This window comes from Hanamia caeni (assembly GCF_003721595.1).
Lineage (GTDB): Bacteria > Bacteroidota > Bacteroidia > Chitinophagales > Chitinophagaceae > Ginsengibacter > Ginsengibacter caeni.
The window spans coordinates 566362-589917 of the sequence record NZ_RJJR01000001.1 but is presented as its reverse complement, the minus strand read 5'-3'; the positions used below and the strand labels follow the sequence as shown (position 1 = coordinate 589917).

Here is a 23556-nt window from a genome sequence, read left to right as displayed (position 1 = left end):
TGGTCGTAATGCGGTATCTTAATCTATTATCACCTGAAAAGTAAACGGTTTAGAAAGCCATTGGGTACAGACAGCCTATTTGTCAAAATCAACTACCGCAACAGCGAACCCGGTGAGCTTAATACGATTTCCGGTTAACCTTTTTGTTACAGGCGCGTTTTCGCCTGTTGTGACGTCAACATACGTAACAGAGACCGCTTTAGAATTTTTTGGCAACTGAACCTGGACATCCTTTAGCTCTTTATTAATTAACAGCAGTTTGTTTCCATTTTTCGTTATGAACCCTTGCGAAACCAACCCCGGAATATTAAAATGGGTAGCCACTAGTTGATCCCCACTTCCAAAATTATCCCTGAGCAATTTCAACACCCAATAACGCGAATTAGGTTTTCCATTTTTCCAGTCCATCATACTCACCGAAGGAAACTGGGTGGGATAGCCAACCAACTGAGATTCGCCTGCAACGTCAACACCCATCTTTGTCAGCTCCAGGTAAATATATGCATACATCGCCCCGGATAAGTTCCAGTATGTAGCAGGTATCTGCTCATTAGTTCCGTCGCGCGACAAAATATTACCGATTTCATTAACCGTAGTAAAAACCTGTGGCGAAAGGCGTTTCCGAATACTTTCTATATACCTGACTTTATCCAGAAAGCCGTTTGCCTGGTTAAAAAATGAATATTGATAGGTGCTTATGGGTTGTTTGTTGTTATCAGGTGAGCCATAAAAATGGTAAGAAATGCCTTCCAATGTAATACCGGGCTTATGATTTGCCGGATTCAAAAAATATTCAAACCATTCAGGATCCGTTTCATGGGCCAGCGACATTCCTATAAATTTGGTTTCAGGTGCTACTTCCTTTAAGGCAAGTACAATCGCATCATAAATTTTAGTGTAATATTCCGGTGAGATATTGTGCTCAAGATCCGGCTCGTTCAATACTTCCCAGTAAGAGAAATTATAGTGATGACCAGATTGATGAAACTTTCCTAATTCGTCGGTGAAACCACCCTTGGTGTACCAGCTTACCAACCTTACGTAATAATCCGTCAATTCCTTAAAAGAAGAATCCCTCAGTTCTTTTCCTTCATTGTACGCCCAGAAAACCTGGTTGGGGTCGTCGGGAACAACGACTGGCTTTTGCGTTTTAAACATCCATACCGGAATTGTGCTAAAATTCATTACCACGCTATGCCCGTTTGTGGCATTCATAAAATCTTTTACAATCGGATCAACATGGCTAAAATCCCAAAAGGTTTCCGTCTTAGTGGGTGGCTTCAATTCAGCTACCGCCATGTGTGGATAAGGAAACCAGGGTACAAAGCGAACATAATCCGCTTTAAGGTTTTTTAGTGCATTGAAAGTGCCTTGGTGGATAGGAGAATTGCGCAGTAACATAGGATTCACCACCACTTGCAAAGTAGGAGTAGTCTTCGATTCGCTGATAGTTTTGTCCCAATCAACCGTGTTTTGAGCAGTGAGATACTGGCATGATAAAAGCAGCAAAAGCAGTGCACAAGTTTGTAGTAAACAAGCAAAAAAGTGTTTTTTTTTCATGATATTTAAATTTTAATAGCTTCCCAGATCCCTTTCTAAGTGGACCCGGGAGTCATTGCTTCAAACGTTATCTTAATCTCTGTTTAACCTTTCATTTTTCCATTCTTTGTTCCTATTGATACCCGGCATTTTGTGTCAATTTAGAATTAACCAAAATTTCATTGTTTGGAATGGGATATAAAGCTTCATAGGATTCAAATACATAGTCTCCGCTGGAATAAGGAGTACCCTGGCGGGATACAGTCGGATGCGCTTTTTCAACAGCACCATACGCATTTAGAAACTGCGCAAGCTGATCAGGCGTTTTAGTTCGCTTAAGATCAAACAAGCGCCAGTTTTCAAAAGCAAGCTCTACCCTTCTTTCGTGGAGTACTTTGTCACGGAAAGCTTCCTTATCAAGTCCGCTTACCTCGGGAAGGTCAGCCCTTTTACGTACCTGGTTCAGGTATTCGAAAGCTTCCGAACTGGGGCCTGTTGCTTCATTGATCGCTTCAGCAAGCATTAATAATACATCGGAATAGCGTAACACAGGCCAGTCGTCGTCTGTGCGCCCATAAATAGCATGAGGATGATCGTATTTTTTTATGTAGGGAACCACGTCTCCTGTAATAGGGCTTTTAAAATCAAGCCCGATAGAGGCGGCTTTTCTTGAATCATTGGGTTCATAAGAAGCAATCATATCGTTGGTGGGAATATTCCACCCTCCCGGATTGCTTTGCGGCCACCCGGTAACTGCATCTTTAGAAAGGCGGGGGGCAAATGTATAAATGAAACTGCTCCACTCGCCCAGGTCGTTTCCGCCCTGGTACTGAACTTCAAATATAGATTCAGGCCCATTCTTTTTTTGAGGATCAAAAACATCTGCATAATTGGGTACTAAAGAATACCCAAGCGGAAGAACCTGTTGAAGTGTAGCGACGGCATCGGGATATTTTTTTTCAGTGAGATATACCTTTCCCAGCAAGGACAGCGCTGCGCCCTTGGTAATACGGCCAACATCTGCACCTGTATATTTTACCGGCAGCATCGAAGCCGCATCTTTAAGATCGGTCTCAATTTGCGTATATACCTGTGCCTGTGGTACTCTTTGGTAATCCCATGCCTGTGAAGGAAGCTCTAATGGCTCTGTTATCAGTATCACATCCCCAAAATACTGAGTTAATTCAAAATAGTAGTATCCGCGTAAAAATTTAAGCTGCCCTTCAAATTTTGAGCTTACAGAATCAGCAATGGTAGTGGTATTTTTTAATTTAGCCAGCGCATTGTTTATATTATACAGCGCATTATAATAGCTGACATACATACTATTAATATTGCCTGTCCCCGAATTTACTGTCCAGAATTCGAACGCTTCAATTGATGGCGCCTGCCCGCGATCTCCCGGGTTGAAATCAATAGTTGTATTATCAGAGGGCAGCTCATTATACAGCCATTGACTGTTAATGATACCCTGCAATTGGCCATAAACTCCATTCACAGCTTGCTGAAACTCTTTTTCATCTTTGTAAAACGCGTCTGCTCCTACTCTCGTTGGATCTGTTTTCGAAAGAAAATCCTTATTACAGGAAACTTCTCCGAAACAAATAATTGCGCTCAGTATATATAATATATTCTTTTTCATTTTTCGATTTTTTAAAATGTTAAGTTGGCGCCAATAGAAAAAGTTCTGCCAACCGGATAAGCTTCATCATCGAACCCCGGATTAATGCCTCCGTTATTGTCGATGTCAGGATTATTACCGGGATAATTGGTAATCAAAAAGAGATTGTCTGCGCTGAGGTATATTCGTAAACTATTTACAGGCAATGCTGATTTGGGAAGCGTATAACCAAGGCTTATATTTTTCACCCAGGTATGGGTAGCATCATATACGTACCTCGAATTACTTTCGCGCTCCCACTTCCAGGTGTTGGTAGTAGCTACCCATCCATTGCCGGGTTGTGTCTCTGACCTGAATCGGTCTTTACTTACCTGCAGTACATTGAATACTCCATCCATGTTCAGTGTAGATGCCTCTATATTTCTGAAATTATCATAATGTGCTGCTCCGGTGAGGATCACACTAAAGTCAAAATTCTTATAATCAACCCCGGCTGTAAATCCCCATGTGTATTTTGGCCACGGGTTCCCTATTTCTACCATGTCTTTGGTATCATAAGAAATCACACCATTACCATCGGCGTCCCAATATTTATACACTCCGGGAATAGCGCCATCCTGCGTTGGCCATTTATCAATCTCCGCCTGGTTCTGAAAAATACCCATCATTTTGAATCCGTAAATCATACCTATAGGATGGCCCACCTTGGAAACATTATAATCTGAATAGAAGCTTCCATTCCATATCTCGTCATTAACGCCCCGTATAGCCAACACTTTATTCCGGTTAAATGAAATGTTTCCATTGCCCCATACAGTAAAGGAATTTATCGTTGTTCTGTAGCCAGCCGAAAATTCTAATCCCCTGTTTTGCACTTTACCTACGTTGCCCAAAGTGCTTGTAAAACCTGAGATGGCCGGCAGTTGAACAGACAAGAGCATATCGCTCGTGATCCGGTCATAATATTCAGCAGAAAAAGTCAGGCGATTCTGAAATGCAGACAAGTCTATGCCAATGTCTGTTTGTGTAGATTTTTCCCATCCTAATTCAGCGTTGGCAAAAGAGCTTATTACGCGTCCACTCACATAATTATTATTAAATACATAATTCGATGAATTCATAAACGATAAGCTGGAATAGTTCCCGATATTATTATTCCCTGTTTTTCCCCAACTACCCCTGATTTTAAGATCGTTTAGCCATGAAATTTTAGGCATGAAAGACTCATCTGATATTCTCCATCCTGCTGACAAGGCAGGGAAATTTCCCCATTTATTCTTTGAGCCGAATCTTGAGCTTCCTTCTCTTCTAAAGGTGCCTGAAAATAAATACCGTCCTTTATAAGAATAGTTAACCCTGCCAAAGAATGCTTCCATACTCCATCCGTATTCGTCAGAACCGGAAGACTTAATGATGGCTGAATTTAGGAAGGGAACCAGGTCGTCCGGAAATTGATTGCCACTTCCGGAGAGATCTTTTACAGTTTCCTCCTGGGCAGTATAACCAGCCAATACATCCAGGTGATGCTCTCCGAAATCTTTATTAAAAGTAAGCAATTGGTCAGTGGAGATATTTATTCTGTTAGAATATGAATCGTTTTCTCTGGCATCCCTTGGCGCAGGGGCATTCTCACCGGAAATAGTGGAAGGAACGAATTGTTTATATGACCCATTATAAATGCCTGCATTTACTGTTGGTTTGAATTTAAAGTTTTTTAAAAAAGTAAATTCTAAAAATGCATTGGCAATCACATTGGTGTTGGTATAACGCCTGGGGGCTTCTTTTAACAGCTGCACGGGATTATAAAAGCCAAAAACACCGTCATGTCCGCCGATATAATTATTGTAGGTACCATCCTCGTTATACACGGGTTCCCTTGGATCCATAATCAGGGATGCCCCTACAATCTGGTCTCTTCCCTCTGTTGCGTTGGCCTGCTTTTGCGTAGAATAGGAACCATCCAGGTTAAGGCCCATGGTAATAAATTTATTAACCTGTCCGCCGATATTAGCCCTTGCCGAATATAACTTATAGCCCGTATTAATCAGGGGGCCTTCCTGGTTCAGAAATCCTGCAGAAACTAGGGAGTGAATGGCACCTTTTCCGTTGGCCAATGTTATATTATAATTCTGAAAGGCAGCATTTTGATTGAGGATCTCATCAAACCAGTTAGTAGAATATTTGGTTTGCTCAGGAAACCTATAATCTAAAGGCACTTCATCGATCGTGGGCTCCCGGTTATCATAATACCTGATCTTATCCATAAAAGCATCTTTTTTAAACTGGGCGAACTGCACACCATTCAATACTTTTGTCTTTCTTGAACCAGGTATGTTTTGAATGCCATAATCTGCTGTAGCTGTTAATGAAACTTCACCCGCTTTGGCACTTTTCGTAGTTATCAGTACTACACCATTCGACCCCCTGGCTCCATAAATAGCCGTGGATACTGCATCCTTCAGGATGGTTATACTTTTAATATCGTTAGGATCCAGGTTTTGACCGACAGATGTACCTACCGGAAATCCGTCAACAACATATAGCGGCGCACTTCCTGCTCCTAAAGAACCCGTACCCCTGATAGTTACCTGGAATTCACGCCCGGGAGAGCCGGTAGTTTGTTTTACTGTTACACCCGGCGCTTGTCCTACAAGCAGTTTTGTAACGTTGGCGGAAGAAATATCTTTTAATTTTGACACATCCACAGTAGAGATAGCGCCCGTCACGTTTCTCCTGCTCTGGGTGCCATATCCAACCACCACCACTTCCCCTAACGCTGAGGCTTTAGCGGTCATTGAAATATTAGTCACGTCCTTTTCACTATTTACCAATACTTCTTTTTGCTCGTAGCCAACAAATGACAAATCGAGCGTAGCCCCTTTATTCACCGAAATAGTGAAGTTGCCCTTTGCATCTGTAGTTGTACCGGTTGTAGTGCCTTTTACATTCACCGATACACCAGCTAAAGGAGCGTTATTCTCACTAACCACATTTCCATTTACAGTTATCTTTTGTTGCGCAAATGAAAATGAAACCAGGAAGATCGAGAGCATAAACAGGAATGCTTTCTGTTTATGTTGTAAAAAACGTAATGGGATTTTTGACATTGGAATCATTTTTAGTTTGAGAAAATAAGAGTCAATCATAATTTTTAATTATAGGATCACGAAAGGCGATAAGCCATTTTTGTATTTATCATGAACAGTCTCTGGCGCCTAACCGCTGTCGAGCCAAATAATAAAATAGGCAGCTCTATAGAAGACAGATAAATTTTACCCTCATGATGCAAAAATTTGAAAAGATGCAACGTCACCGCAATCCGCATCCCTACCAGTTTAAATCTTATTCTTCTTACCCTTTGACGTAATTTTAAATTTTGATAAGTGAACCAGGCGCAATACTTAACACTAATTCAGAAACGAATCTATTTGATAATTTTTACCCAGGAAATATGCAAACTGATATTTCACATGTAGATTTTGGACGTATCCCGGTACATAGGATTATTCGCCTATTTTTACCCAAAAAACTGCAATTATACAAGAGCCTTCTTCACCATCTTAATACCATATAAAACGGGTAACTTTATTTTGGCTTTACGGTATATTAATCCATTTAAGTTTATGACTAATTACTATAAATACCTGCCCACGAGTGCGGAAGATGAAAAATGGGGCCTGTATGTGCTGAGTGCAGGCTGTAACAGGATAGATGCGCATGTTGATTATCCTGCGCCAGAGCACCCTGTTCACCATTATTTCAATTGGAGTAAGGGCCGTATTTTGGATGAGTATCAAATCATTTATATCGCTGCGGGGAATGGCTTGTTTGAATCCGCCAATTGTAAGCAACAACCAATAAGGGAGGGCAGCATTATATTTTTATTCCCTGGCGAATGGCATCGTTTCAAACCGAATCCGCGAACAGGATGGGATGAGTTCTGGGTAGGATTTAAAGGACTAATTATAGAAAATATAATACAACAACATTTTTTATCAAAAAAAAACGCTGTCCAGGAAATCGGTTTATCCGAGGAAGTAATCCAATTATTTACCAATATTATTGGGATTACCAAAGAAGAAAAAACAGGGTATCAGCCTTTGGTATCCGGCATTGTCATGCACCTGCTCGGTGAAGTCCATTCGTTGGGTAAACAAAAGCTTTATACAGGAGAAGAAATAACCGAATCTATTATCAAAAGAGCCAGGATTATTTTCAGAACTAATATTGAGCAGGATATTAATATAGAGAAAGTAGCCAACGAATTATGTGTCAGTTATGCATGGTTTCGCAAGACTTTTAAAACCTATACAGGTATTGCTCCCCATCAATACCTGATTCAATTAAAAATTGAAAAAGCAAAGATGCTTCTTGCTAACCGTTCCAGGTCAATAAAAGAAATAGCCTTTAGCCTGAACTTCGAATCAGCTTTTTACTTTTCAAAACTATTTAAAGAAAAGGTGGGCGTATCGCCAAAAGAATATAGAAAAAACCTGGAAAGGTAAATTGGGTTGACACTAATATTAATCTACCAATAATCTTATATTTCTTTCTACGGATATACAACCCGATAACATGAATTGTTTCCCATTTTTTATAAATAAGTCGTGCGGTGGTAAGCTGATTCCGAGCGTGGAGCAGTTAACTTTTTAAACCTAACAATAAATAACAAAAAAACTTTTTAAACCAGATTATCTTTATCTATGAATACATAAGTTCTCTACAAAATATACTTTATCCATTCATTTATTAATACCAACAGTTATGAAAAAAGCAGCCATTCTTATTATGGGTTTCTTAACAGTTTTCTATTGCTCCGCCCAACGAAATGATTGGGCCGCTGTTGAAAAAGTATTCGGCAAAAAAGGGACGGTACAGGGCGATGTTTTTAAGATTAGCTATCCACGCACAGACATTACCGTTAAGGTGAATAGTTTTACGGTAGCGCCGGGATTGGCTCTCGGGTCATGGGTTGGTTTGATGAGTATGAACAAAAATATGGGGACCGGTAAAATCATGCAAAACGACCAGGCAACTATGATGGGTGACCTGGTTCTTTTAGATACTGAGGTACCGTCTGCGCTAAAAAAGCTTGTTGAAGCTGGCCTTACAATTACAGCAATACATAATCACCTCATCAATGAAACTCCCAATGTAAAGTATGTCCATTTTGCGGGTAGCGGCGATAAAGTAAAACTTGCAGAAGCAATTAAATCTGTGCTGGAAGTAACGGCAACTCCATTAACAGCACCGCAATCTGCACCCCAGGCTGCCGTTGACTGGTCAGGTGTAGAAGAAATCCTTGGGCCGGGTAAATACAGCGGCATGTTGTTGCAGTATAGTTTTCCACGAAAAGAAAAGTTAACTGAAAGCGGAATGACAATGCCATCTTCAATGGGTATGGGAACAGGAATTAATTTTCAAAAGAATGGTGACAGCGCTGCCATTACCGGTGATTTTGTTTTGCTTGCGGATGAAGTAAATCCGGTAATAAAAATTCTAATCGACAATGGCATTACCCCTACAGCATTGCACAATCACATGTTACATGATCAGCCGCGGTTGTACATGATGCATTTTTGGGCTGTTGGTAACCCTGAAAACCTGGCAAAGGGCCTATCGGAAGCATTAGCCGCTACAAACCATCAGTCAATAAAGAAATAATGATGAAATATAATCTTCACCTTTTTATTTTCTTCAGTTTTTGTTCATTTACTGGCTGTAATGGACAGGCGACGTTTGGAGAGAATTATCTGCCGGTTTATAAGACGATCCCGTTGCCCGGAGTGAAAGGACGCATAGATCATATGGATGTTAATGTAAAAGACCAGGTGGTTTATATAGCTGCTTTAGGGAATAATACTTTGGAAGCGGTAAGTCTTCCGAATGGTAAAGTGCTCCATAGTATAGCGGGTTTGGATGAGCCACAGGGCGTTTGTTATATTCCTCAAACGAAAGAGATTTTTGTTGCCAACGGCGGAAGTGGCGATTGTTATTTTTATAATGCCGGTAATTATAAAAAGATGGCCACCGTTCATTTAAGTTCTGATGCAGATGATGTTCGTTATGATTCAACAGGTCAAAAAGTATATGTCGGCTATGGCTCCGGCGGCATCGCAATCATTGATGCAAAAAGTCATAATGAAGTGGGCAATATAAAACTGCCTTCTCATCCTGAAGGATTTCAAATTGATAGAAGAAACGGTTTGCTTTATGTAAATCTGCCAAATACCGGTATTATTGGTGTGGCCGATATCAGCAAATCAAAACTCGTAAATGAATGGAATAAAGATTACCGCCAGGCAAATTTTCCCATGGCTTTCGATTCTGAAGGAAATAAACTTTTTATTGGTTACCGCCATCCTGCAACGCTGGTGGTAATGGATACAAAAACAGGAAAACGAATCTCAGAAGAAAAACTTACCAATGACACAGATGATTTGTTTTATGATAAACAAAATAACCGCATATATGCCAGTTGTGGCGGCGGCTACATAAATATTTTTCAATTGCAGGGTGCTGGTCATTATCAACAAATCGCTAACGTTCCCACGGCGAGTGGCGCAAGAACCTCTTTATTGATTCCTCAATTAAACTTGTTTGTTGTTTGTGAACCCGCACATTCCAGGCAGGCAGCATTGGCGGTGTACAGAACCGGTAGATGAAATTTATGACCGCTGACACCGTAGGTAAGTGCAAAAGAAAAGGAGTAACCGCGCGGATTATTCCCTTTTGTTTTGCAAACACAAAAATTGCATTTGCAAGTTCATAAAATAAGTTATAACTGTAGGAACCATATCTACGGCGTTGCCATCAATGGCTATCTGTTGCCCCTTATAAGTGCTGTTAGTGAAATGAATATTATTTCCAACAGCGTAGTCAAGGCGCGAGTAAAAACGCCGGCAAACGGAACTTTGCTTCCTTCTGTCTTCAGGTGAGGAGACTTTCTTTTGCTTATACCATCAAGAATGAATTTCATCTTCCACAAAATACATATCTACTTCTCCTATGTTTTTAGCAAATATTTTGCCGCGGTGCGTACAGGAATATTTGTCCTTTATCAATTCGTAAGTGGCCGACGAAATGTTTACACGGCCTGGCTCCCCATTGCTTTCCATCCTGCTGGCTACATTTACCGTAGAACCCCAGATATCGTAAGCGTATTTCTTTTTACCCACCACGCCGGCAACCAGTTGCCCGGTATTTATGCCTATTCTTATATTCCATTCAGGCAAGTTCATTTTGGCTCTTTCAGCATTTCGCTTCAATATAAATTCCTGCATTTCAAGTCCCGCTTTTACGATATTTAACGGGTGAGAATTGTCTTCTGTGGGTATGCCACCCGCACACATGTACGAATCTCCGATCGTTTTAATCTTTTCAAGCCCATACTTATCAACAATATCGTCAAAGGCCATAAAAAAGATATCCAGTTCGGAAATCACTTCCTGGGGAGTAAGTTTTTCTGAAAGCTTTGTAAATCCTTTAAAGTCAGTAAAGAGAACCGAGGCCATTTTATAAAAACGGGGGGTAGCAGTTCCGTTTTTTTGTAATTCCTCTGCCACTTCAGCAGGTAGTATATTCAATAACAGGTTTTCAATTTTTACTTTCTGCGCATCCAACAATTTATTGGTTTTTATTTTATTGCGGTAGTTCCTGTAGAGTATAACTGCTATTAATGACAAAAGCGCCAACCCAATCATGAGCGCATTTTTTGTAAGCTTCTGCTTTTTGAGATCCAGTTCTTGTAAAACCTGGTCTTTCTTTAACAGGTCTATCTGGCTTTGTTTCTTTTGAATATCAAAATTGAACTGAAGGCTTGATAATTTTTTGGCTATATCCAGGTTGTACAAAGAATCTTTTACACTGGTAAATAAAGTCTCATATTTAAAGGCGTTTTTAAAATCCGATTTACTCGCATAAGCCGCGGCAAGACCTTTGTAGGCGTTTTCCAGGTCGTAAGTTGCGTCACTGATCTCTTTTAAAATTACCTCTGACCGTTTATAATAACCAATTGCAGTGGAGGCGTCGCCCTTTCCCATATAGGTATCTCCCAGGCCAAGCAGTGACTGCCCCATATCCACTTTTGCGTTCAGTTTTTCAGAGATATCAAAAGCCTGCTGGTGATAGCTAATAGCAGTTTGATAATCTTTTCTTTTCTGATACACTTTACCAATATCATTTAAAGTGTAGGGAATATTTTCAGAACCTTTATAAGCTACCAGCGATTTTTTAAAATAGATCAGCGCCGAATCATAGTTCCCTTTTAATAAATAGAGTTCGCCTATGTTTACCGTGATAGTTCCGATGGCATCATTATTTTTCAATAATTCACTCATGGGCAGCGCCCTTAAAAAATATTCAATGGCCTGGTTGCGCGTTGAAGGCTTATTATAATATACTGCTCCAATGTTTTGTAAGGCAGTTAATATTCTAAGTGTATCACCAATCTCTTCAGAAACACGCAGGGCTTTTAAATTTAATTCCAAAGCTTTTTCGTCATCGCCTTTATTAAAGAATACAGAACCTTCATTGCTTAAAATATTGGCCACGCCGGCTTTATCATTCAGGGAGTCGAAAAGTGCCAGTGATCGTTCATAATTTTCAATAGATACCACATAATTTCCAAGCATGTAATAAGCGATGCCTAAATTTTTGTAAGCATAAGCGAGGCCATTTTTATATTGTGCTTTTTGGGCCAAGTCCCTGGCTGTAGTAGCATAATTAATAGCTTCCTCAGGGGAAATGCTGTAGAATTCCCTGCTGAGAGAAAGCAAAGAGTTCACTTTTTCAGTAACAATACTTTGCCCGGATATTACTTTTTTAATGCTGTCAATTTTTGAACTCTGCGCAATAGATTGCGTTGAAAGAAGGAGCAAAATAAAATAGTAAGGAATCTTTCTAAGCATAATTGCAGTCTATCGGGGTACAATTTAAATATTTCTCTTTAATCAGGGTATATAAAAAAGGAAGGAAGAAGTTTTTAAGTTCCTCCTTCTTTTATTTTTATTTAAGTAAGCACAACAAATCTACCGTTTAACAATCTTGAAGATTTTAAATGAATCGTCCACTTTTATTTTAATGAAATAAATACCGCTTCTGAAACCAGACAAATCAACCTGTACACTATTTGAATAAACCTTCACAGATTTAGAAGAATAGGTCCTGCCCATATCGTCCGTGATAATGAGTCCATCAGGTGAAATGGTACCCTCGCTGACCTGCAAAATAACCTTTCCAATCGTTGGATTAGGATATGCTTTAGTTGCGATGGCGTCGCCATTTACCCTTTCGGTTAACATGGCAATCATTTCTGCCTTATGGGGATTTTGATAAGATAGGACTGGCTGTCCTGTAGTCAACTGGTTGGTACCGGTAATATCAGCAAGGCTTAATGCCGCAATAGATTTTTCATCTTCTGTGCCTGTTAAACCAATCCTCGAATGGGCTTTTCCCGGCCATACTACATGCAGAATTCCCGGCTTATAAACGATGGAATAATTTTCGGGGTTTGGAAGCACTAAGCGTGAAGGAGTAATGATATAATTTCCCACTAAGAAATTACATAAGGTAGTGCTTAATGTATAAGCCGGCCCGGAAATGATCGTAGCGGAATCATTATTTTTAAATCCTGTAATGGTAGAGGTGAAATGGGGCAAATTGTCGAACAGCTTGATAGTTTTATCATCTGCAGTTACTGTAAGCGGTGCAGGTGTGATTGTCAGCGTTCCTGGGTTGCTTACAATGTTGTAATTGCCGGAAGCACCACCTGCTAATGTAATTGGATAATTGCCCACGCCGCTTGTAACTGAAGCAGTGGACGATGGTGCCTTGGGAGTAATGTTACCAATGCCATCGCCATTTAAAAAACCACTGTAGACTACCCTGAATACAGGATTACTATCTCCGTAAACTTTGAAAGTGTCAACTACCGTTGCTGTCAATACTGCCGGATTCACTGTAAGCAATCCATTTACATATTGAATAGTATAGTTCGACGGCTGAATAACACTTCCTGTTGGTACAATATCAAATTTACCGGCACGAATACTAGTAGAAGGCACCGTTGTACCAGAACTGTTCACTAAATTATACGAAATCGTTCCCCCGCTAAATACAGAATCGGCGTTATCCTGGTACTGGTATCCCGTAACTTTTGAAGTAAATGCGGGTGGCTGATCGCCATAAGAAATAATTGCCGAATCGGTCTTCAGGGTGAGGGGCGCAGGCAAAATAGTCAACTTGCCGAGGCCATAAGTTATATCAAAATTTTTAGACAATAAAGCGCCCGGAACTATCGTGTTGGTTCCTGCTGTGATACCTGTGATTAGATTGATAGATTTAAAAATAGTTAACGTATCCGTAGCTGGCGCGGAGACATCCTCCTCATCAATAATTGCAGCAACATTTGAATTGCTGGTATCTCCAATAGTAGCGCTGTTCACCATTGCATAACCATTTACCAGTGCACGGGCATTTACCAGTGCTCTCGAATTTACCAACGCTCTTGCATTCACTAAAGCCCTTGCATTTACCAGTGCCCTGGCGCTCACTAATGTAGTGGTATCGGGCGATACTTCATAATTAAATATAGAAGCTGTTGCTACATCAACAATATTTGTTGTATCATTTACCGTGGTGCCGTTTACCAAAGCTCTCGTATTGACCAGTGCTCTCGTATTTACCAGCGCCCTGGCACTTACTAAAAAGCTCAGGTTGGTGAGATCTGAATTGACCAAAGCCCTTGTATTTACCAAAGCCCGCGCGTCTACCAGGGCAACAGCATTGGTAACCAGGTTTTCCTGGTAAGTTGATTCAAGGGAATTCAGGAAGGCACTTCTGTTGTTAATTGCGATCAAAGAATCTCCATAAGTATAATTGTATTGAAAGCCGGTAATTTTATCTCCATAAGTAAGGGTGGTATCTCTTGGAGTGATCACCAAAGGCATGGGATTAATCGTAAGGATGCCGTTATTGAAAACATATTTGTACTCCTCGTTTAATGCAATCGCTACTGAATCGCCTGTCATAAAGTTTTTCATTGCCGGTTTGATTACGTACAACCCTACATCACTGAGGTTTGTGGCAGTAGTAGCATATTGAACGGTATCAAGGCCAAGATCTTTTAAAGTCAATCCTGTTTGTGACAATGGAATGCTATCTACTAAAACGGTCGAATTAAATGCAGGAATATTCTCTCCATATTTTTTTGACGCATCGCTGGCAGTAACCGTTATGATCTTTTTTACCGGGGAAAAGAAAAACAATGAATCAGATGCGCCTCCATCCACGCCAGTGGATGAAACCGAAGGTGTAAAAACGTGGATAGCAGGGTTACCAATGAAAGAAGGGACAGTGGCTGTAGCTGTAGAGCTGTTTATTATCGTTGTTGCAAGCGTGTCCGACCTGAATATAATTTTGGAACTGATGTCCAGGTAAGAGCCTGTTACAGTCAGGGTAAAGGGTTGAGAACCGGGTGTTACCTGGGTGGTATCGTAAACTAATTTTATCAGTGATGGCTTTGGAGTGGCAAAGGTGCGCATCGCCCTGTCAGCCTGTATGAATCCGTAACCGGTAGTAAAATCAAATCCCGGAGTGCCCATATCGATAGCTGTACTTTCCATTAGTGACCTTATTTCACCAGGTGTGATGGTTGCATTTGCAAATTTTTTCTTGCCTTCAATCAGTAAGGCAGCAACAGCGGCTGCATGAGGCGCGGCTGCAGAAGTACCGGAGAAATTGGGAAACGCATCTCCGTCAATATTAACCCCGCCCATGTTTACGGTAGTGTTTACACCATTCGGTGCGGTAAATTCCGGTTTGTTTCTGACTACTCCGTTATCCGGTGTTCCACCGGTAGAGGAAAACGAAGCGATCGTTGGAATAGTTACCCCATATGCCGGTGTGTTGCTATAAAGTACTGCGCCCACTGCCATAGCGCCTGCTGCATTGGCCTGGCCTACAATGGTAGAATTACCCGAATTGTATTTACTGATCACGCCATTTCCACGGAAGAAAACATACTTAAATGTAACGTTGCCTGTTCCTGCAGCTCTTACGATCATTATGTTGGTCTGGGTAGTTTGAGTTACAGTAAAAGGCAACACTTCAATAGGATCGCCACCGATATTATTCCTGTTAAATCCGAACAGCGTATTTCCGTTATTATCGGTTAAATAAATATCCAGGTCATTCATCGTTCCTGTTTGACCGGCGGAATAAATACCATCCTGCCATTGCAATACAACAGTATAAGTGCCTGGTTGAAGGGTGATCGTTTGGTAAATATCACCATTGCCAAAATTATGTGCACTGCCCGTAATTGCTGCAGGTGCAGCTACCGGATTGAACACACCGGCATAAGATTGATTTCCATAATTGCCCGCTGCAGAGAAATAGGCAACTCCTTTTGCAGCAGCAGAATCCACTGCCCTCGCTACCACACCATCCTGGAAGAAAGGCTCGGTAATATAAGTTACGTCATCTACAATTACATTGCATCCATCCTGCTGCAATTGAGAGATCCCTTGCGCAAAGTTATTCGCATTGATAAATCCGGTATGGAAAGCAAGTTTTGCACCGGGGGCTACATCATGAACAATCTGCAGCATGGCCCTTCCCTCATCAGATTGCCGGCCAAAAGGATAATCCTGCAACACTTCTACCGGTATTGGATAATCGGGGTTCCCGGTTCCCGGCAGATCGCCGTTCAAAACATCTGTTTGAGCACCCTCTAATGTATTATAGCTGTTGGATATAACGCCCACTTTCACTCCATCGCCCGACACGCCATATCCATTGCGAACGAATAAGGATTGAATGGCCGCATCGCCCTGGCTGGTGGTAATTCCGGCATTGCCGATAGACGGGTACAAAGGCCGGCAATAATCTATTAAATTGGGTAAGTTATTCAGTTTTAAGAGATTCTTTATCGGGTATTCTCCGGTTATAATTAATGAATTTGGTCCGTTATCAATCAGATTCGTCATCCCATATTCCGAAGTTTGCAACAGGGATAATAAAGTTTGATATTGGCCCTTCAACGCAATCACTTCAATCATCACACTGTCATCCCTGATAATAAAAATGTTTTGGGCGCTATCTGTTACAAATCCAAAGTTCAGTGCCAGGGAATTCAATTCTGCCCCTATCAGATTATTTATTTTCCCGCCATCAGGTGGTGGATAATAGGGCAGGATACAATTGCTGAAAATTACTTTTACGGTATCCGTTGCGCTACAACCTCCTGCCGGATTGGTAACAGTCAATACATAAGTTCCTACCGCGTTTACAGCAGGAGTTAAGGTAGTAGTTCCGTTAACGATCTTACCATTGTTGAAAGCCGCCCAGCTATATTGCAAACCAGGTGTAGAGGCAGTTCCATCCAATTGAACGGAAGAAGTATTACAATCCAGTACTTTATCAGTTCCTGCATTGGCAATGGGTGTAGTGCATGCTGAAGGCTGTGGCGCATAATTGACGGTCACATTATTCGCAATGTTAATGCTGGTTGCCGAGTAGATAGCGCCGGTAAAAGTGGTATTGGCAGAATTATCAAAAGAACCGATACTGACTCCTCCATAAGGTGCCCAAACGGTGCCCAGCCAATTGGATCCTCCTCCCACAATCCAGGAATATTTTGCGGTTGACTGATTTCCATTTCCGTGGGTTTCACAAAAAATTCTTGTTGCATCTCCGCCGTTGATGACTGTTGCATTTACTTTACCCAGGTTCACATCGCCAACAATATAGATTTTAAAAGTTCCGCCAGCATTGTTCTTAAAATCAAAAACGATTTTATTTGATCCACTGTTATTAATTGAATTAAAAACATAAATACCGGTGCCGGATAAGGTGAGCTTTTTATTTCCATTCAGCCTGATGTCGCCATAATAACCCGGGGATACACTCTTTGAGGAATTGAAGCCGGTTTTGCCTGCGGCAGGAAATGAAGAAATGGGTGGAAGATCCGGTAGTTGGGGCAAGGTGGGTGTACCAGTTATATCTCCTTTCAAAGGAGTTGGGCCACTATAGGTTGTTCCTGCCGGATGGGTAACTGTTCCGCCTACTGAGCCACTCTCGATGGTTGTATTCCCATTTACGTCAATGTTGCCTGATATGGCCGCCTTCGAACCGACTAAAATGGCATTCTGTAATCCTCTTGAATTGGCTGCAGCAATATCCCCACCGATGATATTATTATTGTCAAGTTGTATGATTCCGCCGCTATACACATTTCCATAGACGGAGGTATTCACGTTCGTTGTTATCGAGGTGTGGCTTCCTATTGACCCGCTAAATTGGTCAGGACTGGAACTTTTATGAGAAAGGAAACCGGTGCCGATAGTTATGCTGTCACTGCTGTATAACGCAAACTCATTTATTTGTAATTTTTGCGCAGTTGTGTTGGCAGAAAATTGAAATAATGAAAAAAGAATAAGAACAAGCCTGGGAGCTATCCTGTAAAGTAATCGGGAGTACATAGATGTTAATTAATGATCAATAAAGCAATTCTGGCTTTTATGAGGGATAGCAGTAACGTATAATACAGTACAGTCTTGAATGTCACCTATCTTTTTCAAAGCTACAAAATACGGAATACCTCAGTTATTTAAAAAAGAGTAGAATGATTAATACTTCTTTAAGGGGTTATACCTTTTGCATCCCGGAATTCTATAGTTATGGGAAGCAGATAGCGTAATTTTAAAAGGTCTTATGACCAGATATTAAAATGTAAATGTAGGGGTATTATCAGACAATTCAAAAAATCTATACTAAATCCACAATCTTTTTACCCGTTTTATAATCTTTATTGATTACATCATGTTTTTATTACATAAATGAAGACCACAGTCCGCAAATGTTTGAATGTATTGAAGGATACGACCAGGCTGCAACCTTATAAATAGTCTTTTAAAAAGCAATAATTTTTTCCTGGCCCGAAACGTTTCCTGGTTAATTTCCTCTACATTTGGGTTATATATATAAGATTCTTTGTAGTTTTAAATAATCAAGTTTCCACTCTAATACTTTAATACATGGATCACAATCAAAAATTATCACTGCTTAAAAAGACAGCAATCTTCAGGAACACGCCGGAAACAGACCTCGCTGCTATAGCTGATATTCTGGATGTGATATCTGTAAAGCCAGGCGACTCCATATTTTTAAAGGGCGATAAAGGCGATAGTATGTACATCATTCAAAAGGGAGTCATCCGCATTCATGATGGAGCCTATACTTTCGCATTCCTTAAAAAAAATGAGGTTTTTGGTGAGTTATCCCTGCTTGATGCTGAAACAAGATCTGCCTCTGCTACGTGCGACAAGGAAAGCACGATTTTGAAACTTGAACAGCCGCCCTTTTACGAAATTTTAGCCAAAGACCAGGAAGTGCTTAAAGGCATTTTACAAATGCTATGCCGCAGGATACGGGCTTTAGATGAGAAAAGTGCACATGAATAAACAAAACCATTATTCGCCAGAATAACGAACCGGGAGCTAAACTAAAAACCAAGGAACAGGAGGTTCCATTCCTGCAAATACGCGTCAAGCCCTGGTAAAATAAACAAAACATCGCAGGAGAACCTTTTAACCGCAAAGTCCCCGGTTATTCCATCACAGAATTTCTTCCAACAATATCCAGCGACTCAGGTTCTTCTTATCAACCCGGGATCCATCCGTTCATTGTCATCCTCTTGCCAATATTACCTCCGGTGGATCGGCGGTCACTTGTTTTGTGTCGTATCCGGGCTTTGCAAAGACCAGTCGCTATCGTTGTAAGCTGTGATAAAGTAGCGGGAAGTCACAGGTCGGCAGACCTGCGCCAAATGCAGTAAACAAAGAAATAACGCGGTATTTGGTTTTCTGATCAGCGGTCACTTGTTTTGTGTCCTATCCGGGCTTTGCAAAAACCAGTCGCTATGGTTGTAAGCTGTGATAAAGTAACGGGAAGTCACAGTTGAGCAGACCTGCGCCAGATGGAAAAATTTATGATCGCTGGCATTGTAAATAAATGAAAAGAGAAGGAATAACCGTTGCGGATTTATTCCCTTTTGTTTTGCAACAAAAGTAATTGTCCGCGATGATTGCTGAGATGAATGGTGCGGTCTAATAAAACATTCAGCCGGTTGCGATGAGGCTCTTTGATAAAATCTTCTTTAGAAATATTCGCATGACGGGCAAACCAATCCTCAGCAGGTAAATCCTGGATATGATTTAATAAAGCTTCATTTACCTCTTTCCATTGTTGTCGCAACTCCGGAGCTGAAGGAATGGCTTCCACTGCTTTATCAGGCGCGTCTAAAAACACAGGTTTCAGTTCAGGATATTTTGCTTCCTCAAAACGAAGCAACGGCAACATTAAATCGTGCACTGCTGTTAAATGGCCTAATAAATAGATGCCGCGATTTCTGCCGGGCGCAACTTCGTGCTGTAACTCTTCGTCGGATAAATTGTCAAAAATTTTGTTGGTGGCCGCAATTTGTTTCCGCCAGCTATCTGTTGTCATCTTTATCAATAGTTCATTATTCATTCTATAGTTTTTAAACAAATGTAAAGGAAAAAGAAGTGGCGGGTTAGAGGCTGCTGTTACCGGCCCGCCAACCGGCAGGAATACAGTTTAATTCATAATTATCTTCTTAGCGATTCAAGTAACAAACACAGGCCCGGCCCTGTCTTGGTTCGCTACATAAATCCTTCTTCAAATCAATGTTGCATAATATAGAATTAGTCATATAATAGAATCCACCAATTATAGTTAATTGCAGAAGGATAATAAAAAAACCAATCGAATCTTTTCAGTTTTCATCGATTAATGATTTTAATTACCTGGCGTTCTCTATTGTATATTACGTCGCGAAGATTTCCCCTTGGCCGGTGTCCTCATCTGCGCCAATTATTTATTTTCTTTTTTATCACTCCATTCAAACCAATCTTCCATTTGCTTTATTAACGACGCCGACTGTTTCTGAACTTCAGACTGGTCAAAATCTTCATCATAATATATCACGCCGGTGGCATCTTTTGAAGACACCTCTTGTATATTCACATTAAAAGGGCCGGCACAGGCAAGAGAATAAGTGGTATCGTCACCATCATGAAATGTTAGTTTATAAAAATAAAACCGGGACTGCCTGCCTTTAAAATTGATTACTTTTTGTAAAAGATAAGTAACCGCTGCAGGGGTATTGTCTTCATCAGCAGTAAACGCATAGCTTTCTCCAAAAGATTTTTGAGTAAAATAAGCAGCAGGGAATAGATTCGTTTTATGGTACGCCTTTAAAGTATCATATAATTCTATCAGGCTGCTGTTATCTTTTGCCAATGCCGCGATGGCGACCGGGTTAATTGGCTGGTTGTTCCGAAGCAGTAGGTTTACTGCTTGTAAGGCGGTGTAAGATGGCTTTGAAAGGAGACTCCATTTTTGAAGCACTGCATTAAATTCAGGAGTATTCATCTTGCCCATCAAATCCACCAGCAAATAGTCATAGTAGCTATAATTATCAGGATCTTCCTTTAGAAGCGCCAATTCTCTACCTGATAATTTTAAAATATCAGGATGATACGGTTTGAAGATATTTTTATGAACCAGGCCGCTATCCAATAATTGGTTTGACAGGTTAATCAATGACGGGCCCATGGCAGTATCTTTTAGCAAAGGCAAAAGATCCGGTAATATGGTAGCTGTAAGTTGCAGCGAATCGCTTAATGGATTGATGAACTGGTAACCAGGGTCAACCATAGGTGGCTGTTTCAACAACAAAGTTTTGATATCATTATAATTTTCCTCAGTTGGAAAGGAAGCCATAATGGAGAGCAACAAATTGCGTGTGGTATCATTTGCGGTGGCATAATTATTTTTGGCAAAGATGAATGAAGACGGGTCTTTAAAATTAAGAATGATTTTCTTTAGCTTGTTTTTTATTTCACCGGCAGAATAGTCCGGTTCAGGATAATTTTTCAATAAGGCGCGGTGCAGCAGAGGAAGGTCTTCTTTGGTAAAAGGCACAATAGTTAAATATTTTACAGCGCTGCAACTTACAGAAGAATCTGGTGAACCCATATCCGTGAGCAAGAGTGCTGCTTTTGAAACCAGGACATTTGTATCAGGGTGAATAGAAGTAAAATGAAAGGATTCAAAAAATTTATTGGTGTTTTCATTATTGATCTCTCCGGCTGCCTGAAGGGCCATAAGGGTGTACAGTTTGCCATTGTTTAAAAAGAATCTTAATCGTTTTACATTTGACGAACCATTTGCCTTCAACGCTAACTCATACCCTTTTAAGCCGTTATTGCTGATTTTTTTCTTAACAATTACACTATCTGAATTATATCTGCCTGTCACTTCGTTCCATAAAGCAGAATCGCTGTTTTGCCAGTAATACTTACTAAATTCGTTGGCGATTATTTCATAATTATCACCTCTTGAAGAGTCATAACATTCATAATTCCATTCCCGGTTTCCATCTTCATCTTTTTTATTTGGCTGATAGGTAAACGCCGTTGGCGACCAGGTAGAAAAGCTGTTATCTGCCGCAGTATGATTATCCCATTTTACGGGTGCATAATCAAGAGTAGTAAAAGAACTAAAGAATCTTTGCACTGATGATTTATCTTTTGCAGTATCATAAATAGCCACCAGGCCATACCAACGGTTTCCCCTGAATTGAAAGCGCGTCTTCATCATCAATGGTGCCTGCGCCATCATTCCTGCAAGGTCAAGTATTCTGCAACCATTTTTGATATACGCCGTATCCATGCTCATCCTTTTAAACTTTGATAATTGTGATGCACGAATCGCAACCAGCATTACACTATCGTTTTCTAAATTGTAACCAGGGGCAGCCTCATTGGTACCAAAGAAAAAATAAGCACCGGTTACCGGATCTGAGGCAATATTTAATTTAGTCACGATCCCGCTGTCCTTTTTCGTTGCTTTGGAGTAATCGTCACCTGATGTTGGCTCGCCGGGAACTTCTAAACGATAGGCTTTTATTTTGTTGGTATAAGTGAAGATGCGACTGGTATCGGGCGCCTTTTCTGTTATGGAAAATGAATGCAAAAAGCGGTTAATAGCCGGCTCACCTGCACGGCCACTTTTTGTGCTCAAACCTAAAGCAATATACATTTTCCCATCTTTAAATAACAGGTAGCCGTGACTGTAATTTTGCTTTTCTGATATAAACTCCTTCCCGGGAATATTATTTATGGTGATCGGTTTTCCTTTCGCATTTCCAAAATAATAGGTGGCCATTGCACGGAGCACGCTGTCAGCCATTTTTGGAGAATACGGAGTTTTTACAGCCGTGGTCATGTAGAGGGTACTCGAAAAAATATCAAAATACATTTTCATGTTCATGATACCGTACAAAACCATATCGCCCGGCTTACCCGGCATAGACGCCGTATATAATCCCTGTTCATCTTTTACGTCATACCACTTTAACGGCACTTCCTTAACTTTATAATCCGACGGTTTTATTTTCTTTGAAGAAAAGACAGGCGTTACTGTAAATCCTTTTCCTCTTAAAAGAGAAATCAATCCTTTTGCTCCCGGCAAATGCGCCGCTCCAACGGCAAATACCATACTACGAAGCTGTGACAGGCTGTCCATGCGCCTGGCCATTTTTACGTTACGCTTAAAAAGAAGTGCCTCTTCAAACAAGCTATCCTGTGAATTGGACATCCTGTCAATCTCATTCAAATCATTATCCAGATAAGCCTTTATAAGGTATTCTGCATTCTTGTTATCTTCCTTCATGTTCTCCCCGCTTCCACCGATGGCAATCTGTTCAATGTCAGATTCATCCACGAGGTCTAAAATGCCTTGCTGATCTTTCAGGTCCTCAACACCGCCGGTCCATTTCCCCAGTCTCCTGGCTATGTCAAACAGGTATGCATCGAGGAATGTTTGCATTTTGCCATTTTTGAAACTCTGGCGGATCCATTTATTTTTTTCCTCGAGTATATCAGATGTGGTAATTTCTTCGGCATTTTTATTTAATTTTTTAGCCAGCATCTTTCCATACTTTTCGTACTGCGCGCTACTCATTAATTCTTTAATGGGTTGCCCCTTTTGATAGATCTCCTTTTTGGCTTCATCAATCATTAAAGGTGTAAACTCCTGCGGGTCAATTTCAATTGCAAAGCCTTCACTTTGCTCAATTGATCTATAGAGCGAATCGCCCAGGTTGAAAACTCTTTCATCAGTCAGATGCAATGTTCCAAACAGGTAGGATGATTTTTGCAGCCCATTACCACTGATCCGCCATAAAAGTGTTGAAGGCAATTGTTGAGAGAAGGATGATTGACAGAACGATAGTTGAATGCACGTTGCAATCAGCAACAGCAGCAGATGGTTTTTCTTTTTCATAAGCAGTTGACAGGAGTTGTTCA

The 23556-nt window shown here is 40.7% G+C and carries 11 protein-coding genes; 4 read left to right on the top strand and 7 right to left on the bottom strand.

Translation table 11 applies throughout. From position 1 onward, the window contains the following. Positions 1–75 precede the first annotated feature (75 nt). The 3 genes from EFY79_RS02665 to EFY79_RS02655 form a co-directional block, all read right to left on the bottom strand. Entirely contained in the window at positions 76–1560 is a 1485-nt protein-coding gene (locus EFY79_RS02665) for a glycosyl hydrolase family 39 (RefSeq protein ID WP_123119109.1), read from the bottom strand. 112 nt (positions 1561–1672) lie between these two features. Beyond that, a complete protein-coding gene (locus EFY79_RS02660; RefSeq protein WP_123119108.1) occupies positions 1673–3181 on the bottom strand; it encodes a RagB/SusD family nutrient uptake outer membrane protein in 1509 nt (502 codons plus the stop codon). 11 nt (positions 3182–3192) lie between these two features. Next, a complete protein-coding gene (locus tag EFY79_RS02655) occupies positions 3193–6267 on the bottom strand; it encodes a SusC/RagA family TonB-linked outer membrane protein (protein WP_123119107.1) in 3075 nt (1024 codons plus the stop codon). 516 nt (positions 6268–6783) lie between these two features. On the opposite strand from EFY79_RS02655, the gene EFY79_RS02650 reads away from it, so the two are divergent. The 3 genes from EFY79_RS02650 (at position 6784) to EFY79_RS02640 (ending at position 9825) form a co-directional block, all read left to right on the top strand. Then, a complete protein-coding gene (locus tag EFY79_RS02650) occupies positions 6784–7665 on the top strand; it encodes an AraC family transcriptional regulator (RefSeq protein WP_123119106.1) in 882 nt (293 codons plus the stop codon). Between the two features lie 259 nt (positions 7666–7924). Beyond that, positions 7925–8824: a DUF1259 domain-containing protein gene (locus tag EFY79_RS02645; protein ID WP_123119105.1), complete on the top strand. Its 900-nt coding sequence runs from the start codon at positions 7925–7927 to the stop codon at positions 8822–8824. Continuing rightward, positions 8824–9825: a YncE family protein gene (locus EFY79_RS02640; RefSeq protein WP_123119104.1), complete on the top strand. Its 1002-nt coding sequence runs from the start codon at positions 8824–8826 to the stop codon at positions 9823–9825. Before EFY79_RS02645 ends, EFY79_RS02640 begins: the two co-directional genes overlap by 1 nt. Positions 9826–10122: 297 nt before the next feature. Here EFY79_RS02640 and EFY79_RS02635 read toward each other — a convergent pair whose 3' ends face one another. Beyond that, on the bottom strand, positions 10123–12069 hold the full coding sequence (locus EFY79_RS02635) for an adenylate/guanylate cyclase domain-containing protein (RefSeq protein ID WP_123119103.1): 1947 nt from the start codon (positions 12067–12069) through the stop codon (positions 10123–10125). 120 nt (positions 12070–12189) lie between these two features. Then, the gene (locus tag EFY79_RS02630; RefSeq protein ID WP_123119102.1) at positions 12190–17643 is read right to left on the bottom strand and encodes an MBG domain-containing protein; all 5454 of its coding nucleotides are present in this window, start codon (positions 17641–17643) and stop codon (positions 12190–12192) included. A gap of 555 nt (positions 17644–18198) precedes the next feature. On the opposite strand from EFY79_RS02630, the gene EFY79_RS02625 reads away from it, so the two are divergent. Then, a complete protein-coding gene (locus EFY79_RS02625; protein ID WP_123119101.1) occupies positions 18199–18624 on the top strand; it encodes a Crp/Fnr family transcriptional regulator in 426 nt (141 codons plus the stop codon). A 580-nt stretch (positions 18625–19204) separates the two neighbouring features. Here the strand turns inward: EFY79_RS02625 and EFY79_RS02620 are convergent. Further along, positions 19205–19693, bottom strand: coding sequence for a DinB family protein (locus tag EFY79_RS02620; RefSeq protein ID WP_123119100.1), 489 nt, complete (start codon positions 19691–19693; stop codon positions 19205–19207). Between the two features lie 363 nt (positions 19694–20056). Next, entirely contained in the window at positions 20057–23533 is a 3477-nt protein-coding gene (locus EFY79_RS02615; protein WP_123119099.1) for a TraB/GumN family protein, read from the bottom strand. Positions 23534–23556: the final 23 nt, after the last annotated feature.